A 16,487-nucleotide genomic window follows, 5' to 3' on the forward strand; every position below is an offset into this window, starting at 1 on the left:
GGAGCTTCTCTCACACGACATCCGCGCGCGCTTCACCACGCTGGGCGCGCGCCTCTTGGCGCTCGATTTCGCGGGCGCCGACCTGGTGATGGGCGGCGGCAGCGATGCGGAGCTTCTGGCCGGCGACTGGACGGCGGGTGCTGTCATGGGCCGCATCGCCGGGCGCATCGCCAATTCCGAAATCAGCATTGACGATGTTGCCTATCCGCTGGCGCCCAACACGGGCGCGCATCAGTTGCACGGCGGGCCGGACAATTTCGCGGTGCGGCACTGGGATGTGCGGCAGGCCGAAAACACGCTGCACTTCTCACTGCACTCGCCGGATGGCGACCAGGGCTATCCCGGCGCGCTCGATGTGTCCGCCACCTACAGGCTCGAGGACAACACGCTGTCGCTGGAGCTTGCGGCGCGCACCACGAAACCCACCGTCATCAACCTCACCAACCACGCCTATTGGAATCTTTCGGGCGGCGCGCGCGGCGCTTTCGATCATGAGATGCAGATCATGGGCTCCGCCTATCTGCCCCTGAACGATCTGCTGCTGCCCTCGGGCAAGATCCGCGATGTGACCGGCACCCGCTGGGACTTCCGCGCGCTGCGCAAGGTGGGCAGCGCTTATGACAATTGCTGGGTGCTGGACGGCGCGCGCAGCGAGATGAAACACGGACTCACATTGCGCGACCCGGTTTCCGGCCGCAACATGGAGGTGTGGACCACCGAAGCCGGCATGCAGATGTATACAGCTGAACACTGGAATGAGGGTTTTCCCGGCAAGCACGGGCCGCTCACGTCCTACGCAGCGATCGCCATCGAGCCGCAGAATTTCCCCGACGCGCCGAACCACGCCAATTTTCCAAGCGCCCTGCTCAGGCCTGGCAACGTCTACCGCCATCGGATCGAATGGCGGTTCGCAAGGACCTGAAAGCTTCCGTCATGCTACAGGAAGCTGTAGGGATCGACATCAATCTGTAAGGCCAGCGCGCCTCGGGACTTCACCTGACCGAGCCACAGACGGAGGAAGGCCTGAAGGTTGACCTCTCGCTGTGCCTTCACCAGCAGGCGCCAGCGGTGCCGGCCACGGACCATTGCGATCGGCGCAATCGCAGGCCCCAGCACAGAGACGCCATCTGCAAGCGGTGCAGACATTCCAAGTTGGCGGGCAAATCGCTCGGTCTCAGGCCCGTCAGGCCCCGTGATGATGATGGCCGCCAACCGACCATAGGGCGGCAGACCCGCCTGCTCACGAATGGTCTTTTCCTGAGAGAAATAGGCATCGCGATCACCTTTCTTCAGAGCCTGCATCAGCGGATGCTCTGGAAGATAGGTCTGTACGAGGGCACGTCCTGGCTTGGCGCCGCGGCCTGCGCGGCCAGCAACCTGCGCCAACAAAGCCCACGTGCGCTCTGCCCCCCGCGGATCGGAGGACTCGAGCGCAAGGTCGGCATCGACAACGCCTACCAGGGTCAGATGCGGAAAGTGGTGCCCCTTGGCTACCAGCTGTGTGCCGATGACCAGATTATAACGCCCCTCCGCAACGTCACGGATTGCATCGCCAAGCAGTCTGCCACGGGAGAGATCACTCGACAGCACGGCAATTCGCGCGTCAGGAAATCGCGAGGCGGCCTCCTCGGCAAGCCTCTCCACGCCAGGCCCCACCGGCACCATCTTGCCCTGGGCATGGCAACTTGGGCAGTCCTGCGGCATTGCTTCAAGATGCCCGCAATGGTGGCACATGAGCTGACGGCGGAAGCGATGTTCGACCAGCGAAGCAGCACAATGCGGGCACTCAAGACGATGGCCACACGCCCGGCACAGAGTGAGTGGCGCATAGCCGCGGCGGTTAAGGAACAAGAGAGCCTGGTCACCCTCCGCCAAGACTTTACCGACTTCGGCCAGGAGCTGGGGTGAAAGCCAATGACCCGGCTCAGGGCTTGTGCGCTTGAGGTCGATAAGACCAATCTCAGGAAGTTCCGGGCGGCCGTGACGATCCTTGAGATGAACCACGCCGTAGCGGCCGCGGTCGACATTTACTAGTGTTTCAAGCGATGGCGTCGCAGACGACAACACGACTGGAAACCTGCCGAGAGAACCATAAAGCACCGCCATATCACGGGCGTGATACGGAACACCATCATCCTGCTTGTAGGCGCTCTCATGCTCTTCATCGACGACGATGAGTTTCAGGACCTTCCATGGCAAGAACAGCGCAGATCTTGCACCGACGACGATCTTGGCCGTGCCGTCTGCCACACTTCGCCACACCCGCTCACGTTCACGCGGGCGCAGGTCAGAATGCCATGCAGCTGGCTCAGCGCCGAAGCGGCGCTCGACACGCGCCAGAAATGGCTCAGTGAGAGCGATTTCAGGAAGCAGCAACAGCGCCTGACCACCGCTTGCAAGCGCCGCCGCCATGGCCTCAAAATAGACCTCCGTCTTGCCGGATCCGGTGACGCCATCGAGCAACATCACCTTATGCTGACGCTGGGCGAGGACCGCCCGCAGAGAGTCTGCCGCCACACGCTGATCTGCCGTCAGGATGAAACCGCCAGCATTGAGATCGGGGGGCGGAAAAGGTTTCAGCGCCGGAAGCTCCACCGCTTCCAATGCGCCCTCCTTGGCCAGTGCCTTGACCACCGAAACACCAACGCCAGCAGCCTCGGCCAGGTCTGTGGCGCGCATGGCAAAGCCTTCACCGGCAGTCTCGAGAACCCGGGCGCGTTGTGGCGTCATCCGGATGGGTCGAGGCCCTGCGGCGCGATAGGCAATCTGGGCGCGAGGCCCGTCAAGAGCTCCCGGGGCACGCAAAACCATGCGCAGCACATTGCCTGGCGGTTCAAGGTAATAGGCGGCCAGCCAATCGATAAACCTGCGGTGTGTTTCAGAAAGCGGCATCACCTCATGAACCGCAATCACGTCGCGCAGCGCCCGACCGGCCGGAGGCGCGCCAGACAGCGCCCAGACCACGCCGGTTACCTGCCGCGGTCCCAGCGGTACGGACACATAGGACCCCGGCTTGAGTTGCAGGCCGGCAGGCACTCGATAGGAATATGGCCCATCCAGCGCCAGCGGCAGCAATACGTCGGCTATGGTGGAATCGCCGGTCATTCCCCCTGAAATAGACTTGGGGGAAGACGGCTTCCAGCCTTATATGGCCAGATCATGAAGGATCCTCATGTTCGCGAGATCGTCTGCATTGAGCCCTCGGCGCTGGCCCAGCGGCTGAAAGGGCAGCGTCAACTCACGCTTCTTGAAAGCGTCATGCGCAGCGAACAACTCGGTCGCTATTCCTTTCTCACCTGCAACCCAAGGGCAACGCTGGAGGTAACAGCGGCAGGTACTTTCCTCAACGGTACGGCGCAGCGAGACAGCGCAATCGGGATCATCTCGCGTTTGACGGAAGAGAATCGTCAGCGCCACGTAGCCGGTCTGCCGCCGTTTCAGGGCGGGCTCGCAGGCTATATCGCCTATGATTTCGGCAGACGTCTCGAGCCGACGGCAAAGATACCGGAATTTGCTGCCCTCTGCCCTGATCTCGTCCTGCATCACTTTGATTGCGTGGCCGCCTTCGACCATATGCAGGAACGGGCCTGGATCATTTCCGCAACGCCCGAGCATGCTGACGAACTGGAACAATTGCTGTCGCGCAAGCCGCAGGCACTTGGGCGGCGGATCATCGAGGGGTTCCAGTCGAACTTCAGCCGGGACGCCTACGAGAAGGCTGTTGCCCAAACGGTGGACTACATCCTCGCTGGTGATATTTTCCAAGCCAACATCACCCAGACATTTTCAGCTGCCATCCCTTCAGACTTCGATGCTCTGGCGTTCTATATGGCCTTGCGCCGCACCAACCCCGCAACCTTCGCGGCGTTTCTCGACTATGGCGGGGTTCAAATTGCCTCATCATCGCCGGAACGGCTGTTGCGTGTCGAAGGTTCAAGCGTGGAGACCCGTCCAATCAAGGGCACACGCCGCCGCGACGCTGATCCAGTTCGCGATGCCAGCCTCATTGCCAGCCTTGCCTCGAGCCGCAAGGATCATGCAGAGAACGTGATGATTGTCGATCTCCTGCGCAATGACCTGTCGCGGGTCGCCCGGCCGGGTAGCGTCAAGGTGCCCGTTTTGTGCGGCCTTGAAACCTATGCCAATGTCCATCATCTCGTTTCAGTCGTTACCGGCGAGCTTGCTAAACCAAACGGGATGGGCGAGTTGATCGCCGCCACCTTTCCAGGCGGCTCGATCACCGGAGCTCCCAAGATCCGTGCCATGGAAATCATCGCGAACATCGAGCAGATACCTCGGGGTGTCTATTGTGGAGCAATCGGCTACATCGGCTTTAATGGCCGTAGTGACTTCAACATCGCCATCAGGACGGCGCAGTTTGCAGATGGCGTGGCCCGCGTGCAAGGCGGCGGCGGCATAACGGCCCGCTCAGATCCTGCAACTGAGTATGATGAGAGCCTGACCAAGATCAAACGGATCATGGAGGCCTTTGCAGCATGATTCTGATCGTCGACAACTACGACTCCTTCGTCCACAACATTGCACGTTACCTCGTTGAACTCGGTGCGGATTGTCGGGTCGTGCGCAATGACCGCGTGAACGGGGACGATCTGGACACAGCCAGGGCCATCATCATCTCGCCAGGTCCCTGCACACCGCAGGAGGCAGGCCAGTCAATGGACATCATACGGAACTATTCGGGCCGACGTCCCATTCTGGGCATTTGTCTCGGGCACCAGGCCATCGGCGCGGTTTTTGGTGGCCGTGTAACCCGCGCCAGGCGCCCGATGCACGGCGAAGCCTCTGAAATAGCCCATGATGGCAACGGGCTCTTCAAGGGCCTGCCGCCACGCTTCAGCGCGGGCCGCTATCACTCGCTCATCGTTGAATTGGCTGATTATTCAGGGCCCCTCATGGTCACAGCGCAGAGCGAAGACGGAGAAATTATGGGCCTGCGTCACGCAAGTGAGCCAACCTATGGTGTGCAGTTCCATCCGGAATCCATCTTGACGGAAGGAGGTTATGACTTGCTGCAAAACTTTCTCGAGCTGACGCGATGAATCGAACCTGGTTCAACGGCAATCTCACCGCCGGGACGCTTCCCATTGACCGGGCCGAGCGAGGCCTGCTCCTGGGCGATGGTCTGTTTGAAACGATGTTGACCATCAATCGCACGGCGCTCTGGTGCAATATGCATCTTGTGAGGCTGGAGGCTGCCGCACGCGAACTCGGCATTAGCTTTGACCGCAACCAACTGGATGACGCCATGGCAGAAATCCTGGCGGATTCACCACCGGGACATCACGTGCTTCGTGTTACGCTGACGCGCGGTCATACGGCGCGCGGACTTGGTGCAGCAGGCGGCCAGCCTAGCTTGCTCCTGACGCTTGATCCGTTTGATCCCGGCCTCATGTTCCGCCCGATTACACTCAGCACGAGTACCATCCGGCGCAATCCACAGTCGGTTGCAAGTCGACTCAAGACATTGTCCTACATCGACAATGTATTCGCTGCGCGCGAGGCGTCCGCCCATGGCAGCGAGGATGCGCTGCTGCTGAACACTGCAGGGCATGTTGCCTCGAGCACGATTGCCAACATCTTTCTGCTCAAGGGCCAGATGCTGATTACCCCGGCGCGCGATCAGGGTATCCTCACGGGGGTCATGCGGCAGGTGCTGATCCATTCAGCCACCCATCTGGGCTATACGGCGCAGGAACGTCCCGTGAGCACAGACGACCTGAAACAGGCGGACGCCGTCTTTCTGACCAACAGCTTGCGCTTCATGAGGCCCGTGACGTCCATTGACCAGGAGCCACTCCCGCAGGGCGAGCTTGCTGCACTCTCGGAGGGACTGTGTGCTGCGGCAAGGTTACAATGTGGCCACGATCCACGGTTGATTTGGCGCGACGCGGAGGATAAGCCCTCTGGTCATGAAGAAGGACGCTAGACGATGAAGTTTTTTGCTGACACCGCCGAAGTCAAGGAGATCAAGGAATTAGCCGGTTTGGGCCTTCTTGACGGCGTTACCACCAATCCCTCCCTGGTGGCAAAATCTGGCCGCCAGTTCAAGGACGTGATTGCCGAGATCTGCGCCACGGTGGAAGGGCCGGTCTCTGCCGAGGTCGTGTCTCTCGATTATGATGGCATGATGCGCGAAGCCGCTGATCTCCGAAAGATCGCACGCAACGTGGCCATCAAGGTACCGCTGACATTGGATGGCCTCAAGGCCTGCAAGGCGCTTTCAGCCGACGGCTGCTTGGTGAACGTAACGCTGTGCTTCTCCGCCAATCAGGCATTGCTTGCCGCAAAGGCGGGGGCCAGCTTCATCTCGCCCTTTATCGGCCGTCTCGATGACATCCATCTTGATGGCACCGAACTCATCGCCGAGATCCGGCAGATCTATGACAACTATGCCTTCGACACCGAGATCCTCGCCGCCTCGATCCGAACTGCACTACACGTGAAGCAAGTGGCCCTCATCGGTGCCGACGTAGCCACCTGCCCGCCTGCCGTGATCAAGTCGCTGGTCAAACACCCGCTGACCGACAAGGGGATCGAACAATTCCTGGCTGACTGGAAAAAAACCGGTCAGACGCTGTAAAGCCCAATGGGCGCCGTGCTTGACGCATATGAACGCCGTGTTGCCAGCGGGGGTCTGAAGCCAGATGCCGGGCAACGTTCAGTGGCAGACCGGCTCGATGCCCTTGCGTCAGCGCTTCAGCAGACTGAACCGCACCGCAGTCTTTTGAGCCGCCTGCGCAAAGCGCCGCCACCTCCACGTGGCATCTATATTCATGGCGATGTCGGGCGCGGCAAAACCATGCTGATGGACCTTTTTCACGCGACTGTGGACGTCGGGCGAAAGCGGCGCGTTCACTTTCATGCATTTATGCAGGATGTACATGCGCGGCTTCACGCGACGCGCCAGGATCACAGCCAGGATGCCATCGCACCCGTTGCCAGGGCGCTTGCGGAGCAGGCGCGGATCCTCTGTCTCGATGAGATGCAAATTTCCGATATTGCCGACGCAATGATTGTGGGCCGGCTCTTTGAAGCCCTGCTGAGCCACGGAACGGTGATCGTCACCACTTCGAACCTTCCTCCTGAAGAACTCTACCGCGACGGGTTGAACCGCCAGCTATTCGTGCCCTTCACTTCACTCATGAGAGAACGGCTCGAGGTCATTTCTCTCGACAGTCCGGTCGATTACCGGTTGGGGCGGGTCAAAGCTCATGAAACATTCCTCACGCCGCTGTCGTCCGAAAACGATGCCAAGCTGCAAGATATGTGGGAGCGGCTGACGGATACGAACAAGGGATCGCCAGCCTCGCTCGAGGTTCTGGGCCGCAAGCTGAGTGTTCCACAGGCAGCGGCTGGCTGCGCGCGGTTCAGTTTCGAAGACCTCTGCGGGCAACCGCTGGGTGCGGCGGATTATTTGGCTCTTGCGGCCAAGTACCGGGTATTGTTCGTGGAACACATTCCGGCACTGGCGCCCGAGCAGCGCAATGAGGCCAAGCGTTTGGTGCTGCTCATCGACACGCTCTACGATGGCGAGATAAAGCTGGTGGCCACCTCCGCACAACCTCCGGACGGTATCTGTCCAGCCGGCGATCACGCTCTTGAGTTTGACCGGACCGTTTCGCGGCTCAGGGAAATGCAGTCGGCTCAATGGTGGGGTAAAAAAATCGCGGAAACTTGACGTATTGGTAATGTTTTCTATCAAAACGACTAGGCGTTTGCCTTGAAGGTGTTACACAAGGGGGCTACAGAAAACGTCGCTTTTGCAACGCAAAACGGCCTCTCGCCCTCGACAGGAAGGACATTCGGACATGGCTCGGAAAAAGATTGCATTGATCGGCGGCGGCATGATCGGGGGTACTCTGGCGCATCTGGCGGCTCTCAAAGAATTGGGCGACATCGTGATCTTCGACATCGCCGAAGGCCTGCCCCAGGGCAAGGCGCTGGACCTGGCACAATCAGGCCCGGTCGAGGGCTTTGACGCGAAGCTTTCTGGGACCAATTCATATGAGGCCATTGCCGGCGCAGACGTTTGTATCGTCACGGCCGGGGTGCCGCGCAAACCCGGCATGAGCAGGGATGACCTGCTCGGAATCAATCTGAAAGTAATGGCCGCTGTGGGTGCTGGAATCAGACAGCATGCGCCGAAGTCCTTTGTTATATGCATCACCAACCCGCTCGATGTCATGGTGTGGGCGCTCCAGAAGTATTCGGGCCTGCCGACTACCATGGTGATCGGAATGGCCGGAGTACTTGACTCAGCGCGGTTTCGCCATTTCCTCGCTGAGGAATTCAACGTGTCTGTTGAGGATGTGACGGCCTTCGTGCTGGGTGGCCATGGTGACACCATGGTGCCTTTGATCCGCTATTCCACGGTCGCTGGCATTCCCGTACCGGATTTGATCAAGATGGGCTGGTCAACAGACGAGCGCGTTGCCAAGATCGTACAACGAACCAGAGATGGCGGCGCCGAGATCGTCGGGCTGCTAAAGACCGGATCGGCCTATTATGCGCCGGCCTCTTCAGCGATTGCGATGGCCGAAAGCTATCTTAAAGACAAGAAGCGGCTTCTGCCATGCGCCGCCCACCTGACAGGGCAGTATGGCGTGAAGGACACTTATGTCGGTGTCCCGGTTGTGATCGGCGAAAAGGGCGTGGAGCGAATTGCAGAGATTACACTCACCACCGAGGACAAGGCTGGCTTCAACAAATCGGTCGAGGCGGTACACGGTCTCATGGCCGCAGCCAAGGTGATCGCCCCTGACCTTACCTAAAAATTGACGCAAAGGTAAAGTGAGGCGTGGTAGATGAACATTCACGAGTATCAGGCCAAGGAACTGCTCCGCAGCTTCGGAGTGGCCACCGGGCGCGGCATTGCGGCCTTCTCTGTTGACGAGGCGGTCAAGGCGGCAGAAACGCTGGGCGGCCCCGTATGGGTCGTCAAGGCCCAAATCCACGCCGGCGGCCGCGGCAAGGGCGGCGGCGTGAAGGTAGTGAAGTCGGTGGCAGATGTGAAGGCGGAAGCCGCCCGCATGCTGGGCATGCAACTCATCACCCATCAGACCGGACCTGAGGGCAAAAAGGTGCAGCGCCTCTATATCGAGGAAGGCACCGCGATCGCCCGCGAGCTCTATCTCTCGATCCTCGTCGACCGCGCCACCTCGCGCGTTGCTTTCATCGCCTCCACCGAAGGCGGCATGAACATCGAGGAGGTAGCGCATGTCACGCCGGAGAAGATCGTCTCCGTGCAGGTGGATCCCGCTGCCGGCTATTCGGGCTATGTCGGGCGCCGCATCGCTGCGGCGCTGAAGCTCGAGGGCGACCAGGTCAAGCAATGCGTGAAGATGATCGGCCAGCTCTACCGAGCATTCATCGACAAGGACATGAGCCTCCTTGAAATCAACCCGCTGGTCGTCACCAAGGATGGCCATCTGATCTGCCTCGACGCCAAGATCAATTTCGATTCCAACGCGCTCGACCGCCATCCGGAGATCAAGGAACTCCGTGACCTCACCGAGGAAGACCCGAAAGAGATCGAGGCTTCCAAATACGATCTCTCCTACGTGGCGCTTGACGGCTCGATTGGCTGCATGGTCAATGGAGCAGGCTTGGCCATGGCCACCATGGACATCATCAAACTCTATGGTGCAGAGCCCGCAAATTTCCTCGACGTGGGCGGCGGCGCCTCGAAGGAAAAGGTGGCTGCGGCCTTCAAGATCATCACCGCAGACCCGAAGGTGAAGGGCATTCTTGTTAACATCTTCGGCGGCATCATGAAATGCGACGTGATCGCTGAAGGCGTGATCGCGGCAGTAAAGGAAGTGGGCCTTAAGGTTCCCCTGGTGGTCCGGCTTGAGGGGACCAATGTCGACCTTGGCAAGAAGATCATCCGCGAGTCAGGGCTGAACGTGATCCCCGCCGATGACCTGAATGATGCTGCAGCCAAGATTGTCAAAGCGGTGAAGGTAGCAGCCTGATGTCCATTCTCATCAACAAGGCAACTCGTGTCATCTGCCAGGGCATCACAGGGAACAATGGTACCTTCCATACCGAACAGGCGATTGCCTACGGCACGCGCATGGTGGCGGGCGTAACTCCCGGCAAAGGTGGCACCACTCACGTTGGCGTTCCGGTATTTGAGACGGTTTGGGAGGCAAGACAGGCGACTGCAGCAGACGCTACCGTCATCTACGTTCCACCACCGTTCGCAGCTGATGCGATCTTGGAGGCAATTGACGCAGAAATCCCGCTGATTGTCTGCATCACCGAAGGCATTCCAGTCATGGACATGGTCAAAGTGAAGCGGGCACTCTCAGGCTCCAGGTCGCGGCTCATCGGCCCGAACTGCCCCGGCGTGCTGACCCCCAATGAATGCAAGATTGGTATCATGCCCGGCAATATCTTCAAGAAGGGCTCAGTTGGGATTGTCTCGCGTTCCGGCACGCTGACCTATGAGGCAGTTTTCCAGACCACCCAAGAGGGGCTGGGCCAAACAACTGCAGTCGGCATAGGCGGCGACCCCGTGAAAGGAACTGAATTCATCGATATGCTGGAAATGTTCCTGGCGGATGACGAAACCCAATCTATCATCATGATCGGTGAAATTGGAGGAGCCGCAGAAGAGGACGCCGCAGACTTCATCGCCCGCTCGAAACGAAAGAAACCAATGGCCGGCTTTATTGCCGGCCGAACTGCGCCCCCCGGCCGTCGTATGGGCCACGCCGGCGCTATCATTTCCGGTGGCAAGGGCGGCGCTGAATCCAAGATCGAAGCCATGAAGCGCGCTGGTATCGCAGTCGCCGACTCGCCAGCCCTGCTTGGCAAGACACTGGTTCAGAAACTGAAAGGATAAAGCTTCCTTCAACCTTCCACACTTACTCTCTTTCCGCTGAGAGCTGTGAACTGAGGATCATGGGATGAACAAGACCGACCTGACCACCGCCTTCGAACAATCCTCCTTTCTGTATGGCGGCAACGCCCAGTACATCGAACAGCTCTACGCGACATATCTCGACAATCCCTCCAACGTAGACCCGCATTGGCGGCAATTTTTTTCAGGTCTCGAAGACAATATTGTAACTGCGCGACAGCAGGTGAATGCTCCATCATGGGCACGCCAGGACTGGCCAAAACCTGAATCAGGCGATCTGGTTGCCGCATTGGACGGCAACTGGCCAGCAAGCCCGGTTTCAGCCAAAACCACAGCGAACGACTCGAAGCCCGCAGGTCTGTCCACCGAGGACGTACGCAAGGCAACAATGGACTCTGTGCGCGCCCTGATGATGATCCGCGCCTATAGAATGCGCGGCCACCTTGCTGCCGACCTTGACCCCTTGAAGCTGAAGGAACCCATCAGACACCCAGAGCTTGACCCCGCCACCTACGGCTTCACCGACGCCGATATGGACAGGCCGATCTTTCTAGACCGGGTTCTCGGCCTCGAACATGCAACGCTGCGCCAGATCATCGATATCCTGAAGAGAACATATTGTGGAACTCTTGGTGTCGAGTTCATGCATATCTCTGATCCCGATCAGAAGGCCTGGATACAGGAGCGGATCGAAGGCGCGGGCAAGTCGGTCAGTTTCACTGCCCAAGGCAAGAAAGCCATACTCAACAAGCTGATTGAGGTGGAAGGCTTCGAGCAGTTTCTCAATGTGAAATACACTGGAACGAAGCGCTTCGGCCTGGATGGCGGCGAGTCGCTGATCCCGGCGCTTGAACAGATCATCAAGCGTGGCGGCCAGCTCGGTCTCCAGGAAATTGTATTTGGCATGGCGCATCGCGGCCGTCTCAACATGCTGGCCAATGTCATGTCAAAGCCCTTCTCCGCCATTTTCCATGAGTTCAAGGGCGGATCGTCAACTCCTGATGAGGTCGAAGGCTCAGGAGATGTGAAATACCACCTCGGCTCCTCATCAGATCGTGCCTTTGACGGAAACACCGTGCACCTCTCGCTCACTGCCAATCCGTCTCATCTTGAAATCGTTGATCCAGTGGTGCTGGGGAAGGCTCGCGCCAAGCAGGATCAGCGGAAGGACAAGGAGCGCACCTCCGTACTGCCGCTCCTGATCCACGGAGATGCAGCTTTTGCAGGGCAGGGCGTGGTGGCCGAGTGCTTCGGCCTCTCCGGTTTGCGCGGACACCGGTCGGGTGGCTCCATTCACTTCATTGTCAACAACCAGATCGGCTTCACGACCAGCCCCATCTGGTCACGATCCTCACCCTACCCCTCCGATGTTGCCAAAATGATCGAGGCGCCGATCTTTCACTGTAACGCGGATGATCCAGAATCAGTTGTATTCGCCGCCAAGATCGCCATCGAATTCCGCCAGAAGTTCCGCAAACCGGTGGTGGTGGACATGTTCTGCTACCGGCGCTTCGGACACAACGAAACAGACGAGCCCGCCTTCACCCAGCCACTCATGTATCAGCGCATCGCCGCTCATCCGACTGTGGTGTCGATCTATGGCAAGCGGCTGGTCGATGAGGGCGTCATTACCACATCTGAATTTGACGCCACCAAGGCCGCCTATCGCAAGACTCTCGATGAACATTTTGCCACTGCCGAAAATTACAAGGCCAACAAGGCCGACTGGCTTGACGGACGCTGGGCCGGTTTGAAGGCTGCCAAGGATCAGGAGGAACCCCGCAAGGGTGACACCGGGGTCGCCTTGGAGCGGCTGAAGGAGATAGGCCACAAGCTCACCAAAATACCGAAGACTTTCAAGGTTCATCGTACCATGCAGCGGGTACTTGATCAGCGCCGCAAGATGATCGACGACGGAGTCGGTCTTGACTGGGCAATGGCCGAGCAACTCGCTTTCGGCACTCTGTTGCTGGAAGGCTTCCCAGTGCGTCTGTCGGGGCAGGATGTTCAGCGGGGCACCTTCTCACAGCGCCATGCAGTACTGGTCGATCAGGAGACCGAAAAGCGCTACACACCCTTGAACCATCTCGTGAAAGACCAGCAGGTCAAGCTTGAAGCCATCAATTCCATGCTTTCGGAAGAGGCGGTCCTGGGCTTTGAGTATGGATATTCGCTTGCCGAACCCAATGCCCTCACCATCTGGGAAGCTCAGTTTGGTGATTTTGCCAATGGCGCCCAAGTTGTTTTTGACCAGTTCATCTCCTCGGGTGAACGCAAATGGCTACGCATGTCCGGTCTCACAGTCCTGCTGCCGCACGGCTACGAAGGCCAAGGTCCAGAACATTCTTCTGCTCGCCTTGAACGCTACCTACAACTTTGCGCAGAAGACAACATGCAGGTTGCCAACTGCACGACACCCGCCAACTACTTCCATATCCTGCGCAGGCAGCTGAAACGTGACATCCGCAAGCCACTGGTGATCATGACGCCAAAGTCGCTGCTACGGCACAAGCGGGCAACCTCACCGCTCGCGATGATGGCGGAGGGCACGAGTTTTCACCGCCTCCTTTGGGATGATGCCGAGATGCTTCCCGGGGAGACCATCAAGCTGGCGGCCGATGACAAGATCCGCCGTGTCATTCTGTGCACAGGCAAGGTCTATTTTGATCTCTATGAGGAGCGTGAAAAGCGAGTACTTTCAGACATTTACCTGCTTCGGGTCGAACAGCTCTATCCATGGCCTCACAAGGCTCTGATCAACATTCTGCAGCGCTTCCGCCAGGCTGAAGTCATCTGGTGCCAGGAAGAGCCATACAACATGGGCGCCTGGAGTTTCGTGCAGCCCAACATCGAGCGGGTACTTGAGTTCATCAAGGCAAAAATGCCGCGGCCAAGATATGTTGGCCGTGCAGCTTCTGCATCCACCGCAACCGGACTGATGAGCCGCCACATCAAAGAACTGAAAACCTTTCTTGATGAAGCGCTCGGCGACGGCAAAGCTTGAAGGACATAGATCATGGCTAAGGAAATCCGCGTTCCAGCTCTGGGTGAATCGGTCACCGAAGCAACAATCGCGAAGTGGTTCAGAAATGCCGGTGACTTGGTAAAGGTCGATGAGCCGCTCGTTGAACTGGAAACCGACAAGGTGACGGTTGAAGTGCCGGCTCCTTCCTCCGGTAAGCTTGCGGCGATTGAGGCCCAGCCAGGCAGCACGGTCAGCGTAGGCGCCCTGCTGGGTCTTATCGAGGAAGGCGCGGCCGGAGTTGCTGCAAAACAGATGGAGACACCTCCGGCCAAGACCGCGGCGATGGCTGCTCAACTGGCCACTGCAGCGCCAGCTTCAGTGAAAACTGAAGCTCCGCTCTCGCCTGCCGTGCGGAAACTGGTGGAGGAAAACAAGCTTGACGCGGCCACCGTGACTGGCACCGGCAAGGATGGCCGCCTCACCAAGGGGGATGTTATCGCCCATCTCGAAAAGCCGGCAACCACAGTTACAGCTGCAAGACCGGTCGAAACTGGTCGTGAAGAGCGGGTCCGCATGTCCAGACTGCGGCAGACCATCGCACGCCGCCTAAAAGATGCGCAGAACACGGCAGCGATGCTGACGACGTTCAATGAAGTCGATATGACCGCCACGATGGAGTTGCGCAGTCAGTACAAGGACCTGTTCGAAAGGAAACATGGCGTCAAGTTGGGCTTCATGAGTTTCTTCGTGAAGGCCTGCGTGAAGGCACTCCAGGAAATTCCGACTGTCAACGCCGAGATTGACGGAGAAGATATCGTCTACAAGAACTTCTATCATGTTGGCGTAGCAGTCGGTACGGACAGGGGCCTCGTTGTTCCCGTCCTGCGCGATGCTGATACGCTTTCCTTTGCGACCATCGAGAAGACCATCGCGGAATTTGGACAGCGCGCACGCGATGGGCAACTGCAAATCGCCGACATGCAGGGCGGCACATTCACCATCTCGAACGGAGGTGTTTACGGTTCCCTGATGTCGACCCCAATCCTGAATGCGCCACAATCCGGCATTCTGGGCATGCACAAGATCCAGGACCGGCCCATCGCCATGAATGGCCAGGTCGTTATCCGCCCGATGATGTATCTGGCGCTGTCCTATGACCATCGCATTGTCGATGGCAAGGAGGCAGTCACCTTCCTAGTGCGGGTCAAGGAATACCTCGAGGACCCTCGGCGAACCCTACTGGACCTATAGGGCGGCATCCATGACAAATGTTGCCATTGTTACCGGAGGAAGCCGCGGCATCGGCCGCGCCACGGCTTTGAAACTTGCAAAAATCGGCTACGCGGTTGTTGTAAACTATGCCAGCAATCAGTCCGCAGCAGACGAAGTGGTGGGCAGCATTGCAGCGCATGGCGGCAAGGCAGTTGCCGTCCAGGGTAATGTCGCCAGTGAGGACGATGTCCGCGCCATCTTCGCCGCCGCTGACAAGCTCGGACCACTGAAGGTTCTAATCAATAATGCCGGCGTGATGGATCGCCAAAATCGTCTGGACGAAATGAGTCTCGAGAGGCTGAAGCGACTGTTCGACATCAACATTCTTGGTGCATTTCTCTGCGCCCGCGAAGCTGTCAGACGGATGTCGCTGAAGCACGGAGGAACGGGAGGAGTCATCATCAACCAATCCTCTGCAGCAGCCGTGCTGGGGGCGCCTGCTCTGGGCGTGGAATATGCCGCAAGCAAGGGCGCCATGGATGTCCTCACCATTGGCTTGAGCCGCGAGGTGGCAGCAGAGGGAATCCGCGTCAATGCCGTGCGTCCCGGAATCATCGATACCGAAATCCACGACAGCTCGGGCATCAAGGGGCGCGTTCAGATGATGCGCGATCAGATCCCCATGAAGCGCGAGGGTAAGGCGGAAGAGGTGGCAGACGTCATCCTTTGGCTGTGCTCAGAGCAATCTTCCTACGTGACTGGCGCCATCGTTCCAGTTGCAGGCGGGCGTTGCTGACGTGATGCAGAGACATCCAGTGGACGCATCGTCTTCTGCCATAGCGGTGAATGGCTCGCGCTTGTCACGGCTCTCTGACAACTGGGTATATGGCGGCGCTCTCGCTGGTATCATCTTGCTTGGGCTTACGCCAACTCTGACGGTGGGCTGGGCGTCAGCGGATGTAATGATATTCCTCACACTCCCGATTTACATGATCCACCAATATGAGGAGCACGACGCCGACAGATTCCGTCACTTCATGAATAAAGAGATGGGAGATGGACGAGAGGCTCTGACCCGACCCGCAGTGTTCATCATCAATGTCCTCGGTGTTTGGGCGCCCCTCGCCGCATGCATCGTTCTGGCTCGAAGCCAGGGTGCCGGCAGCGCCATGTTTGCTGGCTGGCTTCTGCTGGTCAATGCGTTGGTCCATGCCGGTCCTGCCCTGAAAACACGAACCTACAATCCCGGTCTGTTTACAGCTCTTGTTCTGTTTGTTCCACTCGGCGCAGCGGTGCTCGTCTCATCCTGGCCAATAACCTCACTGGGTCAATATGGTATTGGCCTGATGATGGCCATACTGTTGCACGCAGCAATCATGATCTACATAAAATGGCGTATCGCCCATCTTTGAGAGGAGGCGG

The 16,487-nt window shown here is 58.6% G+C and carries 14 protein-coding genes; 13 read left to right on the forward strand and 1 reads right to left on the reverse strand.

Annotated features, from left to right (window positions below; genetic code table 11):
* Positions 1–922 (forward strand): aldose epimerase family protein (locus ACILRN_RS02540; RefSeq protein WP_395685237.1); only part of this gene is annotated, 922 nt, incomplete at its 5' end.
* Positions 923–936: 14 nt separating this feature from the next.
* Here ACILRN_RS02540 and ACILRN_RS02545 read toward each other — a convergent pair.
* Positions 937–3,105 carry a primosomal protein N' gene (locus ACILRN_RS02545; RefSeq protein WP_395685238.1) on the reverse strand — a complete coding sequence of 723 codons (2,169 nt, stop codon included), beginning with the start codon at positions 3,103–3,105 and terminating at the stop codon, positions 937–939.
* Between the two features lie 54 nt (positions 3,106–3,159).
* On the opposite strand from ACILRN_RS02545, the gene pabB reads away from it, so the two are divergent.
* The 12 genes from pabB (at position 3,160) to ACILRN_RS02605 (ending at position 16,477) form a co-directional block, all read left to right on the forward strand.
* Positions 3,160–4,500, forward strand: coding sequence for an aminodeoxychorismate synthase component I (gene pabB / locus ACILRN_RS02550; RefSeq protein ID WP_395685240.1), 1,341 nt, complete (start codon positions 3,160–3,162; stop codon positions 4,498–4,500).
* On the forward strand, positions 4,497–5,060 hold the full coding sequence (locus tag ACILRN_RS02555; protein ID WP_395685241.1) for an anthranilate synthase component II: 564 nt from the start codon (positions 4,497–4,499) through the stop codon (positions 5,058–5,060). The genes pabB and ACILRN_RS02555 overlap by 4 nt, the downstream gene beginning before the upstream one ends.
* Positions 5,057–5,947 carry an aminotransferase class IV gene (locus tag ACILRN_RS02560; protein ID WP_395685243.1) on the forward strand — a complete coding sequence of 297 codons (891 nt, stop codon included), beginning with the start codon at positions 5,057–5,059 and terminating at the stop codon, positions 5,945–5,947. Before ACILRN_RS02555 ends, ACILRN_RS02560 begins: the two co-directional genes overlap by 4 nt.
* 3 nt (positions 5,948–5,950) lie before the next feature.
* Positions 5,951–6,601 (forward strand): fructose-6-phosphate aldolase, encoded by a 651-nt coding sequence (fsa, locus tag ACILRN_RS02565; protein WP_395685245.1) that lies wholly within the window; start codon positions 5,951–5,953, stop codon positions 6,599–6,601.
* 15 nt (positions 6,602–6,616) lie between these two features.
* Complete coding sequence (gene zapE, locus ACILRN_RS02570) at positions 6,617–7,699, forward strand: cell division protein ZapE (protein WP_395685247.1); 1,083 nt, start codon at positions 6,617–6,619, stop codon at positions 7,697–7,699.
* Between the two features lie 130 nt (positions 7,700–7,829).
* Positions 7,830–8,792, forward strand: a complete 963-nt coding sequence (gene mdh / locus ACILRN_RS02575; protein ID WP_395685249.1) for a malate dehydrogenase — start codon at positions 7,830–7,832, stop codon at positions 8,790–8,792.
* Between the two features lie 33 nt (positions 8,793–8,825).
* Positions 8,826–9,995: an ADP-forming succinate--CoA ligase subunit beta gene (sucC, locus tag ACILRN_RS02580; protein ID WP_395685250.1), complete on the forward strand. Its 1,170-nt coding sequence runs from the start codon at positions 8,826–8,828 to the stop codon at positions 9,993–9,995.
* Entirely contained in the window at positions 9,995–10,870 is an 876-nt protein-coding gene (gene sucD, locus ACILRN_RS02585; RefSeq protein ID WP_395685251.1) for a succinate--CoA ligase subunit alpha, read from the forward strand. The genes sucC and sucD overlap by 1 nt, the downstream gene beginning before the upstream one ends.
* Positions 10,871–10,934: 64 nt before the next feature.
* Positions 10,935–13,892 carry a 2-oxoglutarate dehydrogenase E1 component gene (locus ACILRN_RS02590; protein WP_395685253.1) on the forward strand — a complete coding sequence of 986 codons (2,958 nt, stop codon included), beginning with the start codon at positions 10,935–10,937 and terminating at the stop codon, positions 13,890–13,892.
* Positions 13,893–13,904: 12 nt separating this feature from the next.
* Positions 13,905–15,104 (forward strand): 2-oxoglutarate dehydrogenase complex dihydrolipoyllysine-residue succinyltransferase, encoded by a 1,200-nt coding sequence (gene odhB, locus ACILRN_RS02595; RefSeq protein ID WP_395685255.1) that lies wholly within the window; start codon positions 13,905–13,907, stop codon positions 15,102–15,104.
* A gap of 10 nt (positions 15,105–15,114) precedes the next feature.
* Positions 15,115–15,861, forward strand: a complete 747-nt coding sequence (locus tag ACILRN_RS02600; RefSeq protein ID WP_395685257.1) for an SDR family oxidoreductase — start codon at positions 15,115–15,117, stop codon at positions 15,859–15,861.
* A 4-nt stretch (positions 15,862–15,865) separates the two neighbouring features.
* On the forward strand, positions 15,866–16,477 hold the full coding sequence (locus tag ACILRN_RS02605; RefSeq protein WP_395685258.1) for an HXXEE domain-containing protein: 612 nt from the start codon (positions 15,866–15,868) through the stop codon (positions 16,475–16,477).
* The last annotated feature ends 10 nt before the right edge of the window (positions 16,478–16,487 follow it).

The organism is Aestuariivirga sp. (assembly GCF_044238155.1).
Lineage (GTDB): Bacteria > Pseudomonadota > Alphaproteobacteria > Rhizobiales > Aestuariivirgaceae > Aestuariivirga.

What these genes read in the sequence shown, in the direction of transcription:
- pabB (WP_395685240.1), top strand. Translation starts at nt 3,160, where the DNA reads ATGAAGGATCCTCATGTTCGCGAGATCGTCTGCATTGAGCCCTCGGCG.
- ACILRN_RS02590 (WP_395685253.1), top strand. Translation starts at nt 10,935, where the DNA reads ATGAACAAGACCGACCTGACCACCGCCTTCGAACAATCCTCCTTTCTG.
- ACILRN_RS02560 (WP_395685243.1), top strand. Translation starts at nt 5,057, where the DNA reads ATGAATCGAACCTGGTTCAACGGCAATCTCACCGCCGGGACGCTTCCC.
- sucC (WP_395685250.1), top strand. Translation starts at nt 8,826, where the DNA reads ATGAACATTCACGAGTATCAGGCCAAGGAACTGCTCCGCAGCTTCGGA.
- sucD (WP_395685251.1), top strand. Translation starts at nt 9,995, where the DNA reads ATGTCCATTCTCATCAACAAGGCAACTCGTGTCATCTGCCAGGGCATC.
- odhB (WP_395685255.1), top strand. Translation starts at nt 13,905, where the DNA reads ATGGCTAAGGAAATCCGCGTTCCAGCTCTGGGTGAATCGGTCACCGAA.
- ACILRN_RS02605 (WP_395685258.1), top strand. Translation starts at nt 15,866, where the DNA reads ATGCAGAGACATCCAGTGGACGCATCGTCTTCTGCCATAGCGGTGAAT.
- mdh (WP_395685249.1), top strand. Translation starts at nt 7,830, where the DNA reads ATGGCTCGGAAAAAGATTGCATTGATCGGCGGCGGCATGATCGGGGGT.
- ACILRN_RS02555 (WP_395685241.1), top strand. Translation starts at nt 4,497, where the DNA reads ATGATTCTGATCGTCGACAACTACGACTCCTTCGTCCACAACATTGCA.
- ACILRN_RS02545 (WP_395685238.1), bottom strand. Translation starts at nt 3,105, where the DNA reads ATGACCGGCGATTCCACCATAGCCGACGTATTGCTGCCGCTGGCGCTG.
- ACILRN_RS02600 (WP_395685257.1), top strand. Translation starts at nt 15,115, where the DNA reads ATGACAAATGTTGCCATTGTTACCGGAGGAAGCCGCGGCATCGGCCGC.
- fsa (WP_395685245.1), top strand. Translation starts at nt 5,951, where the DNA reads ATGAAGTTTTTTGCTGACACCGCCGAAGTCAAGGAGATCAAGGAATTA.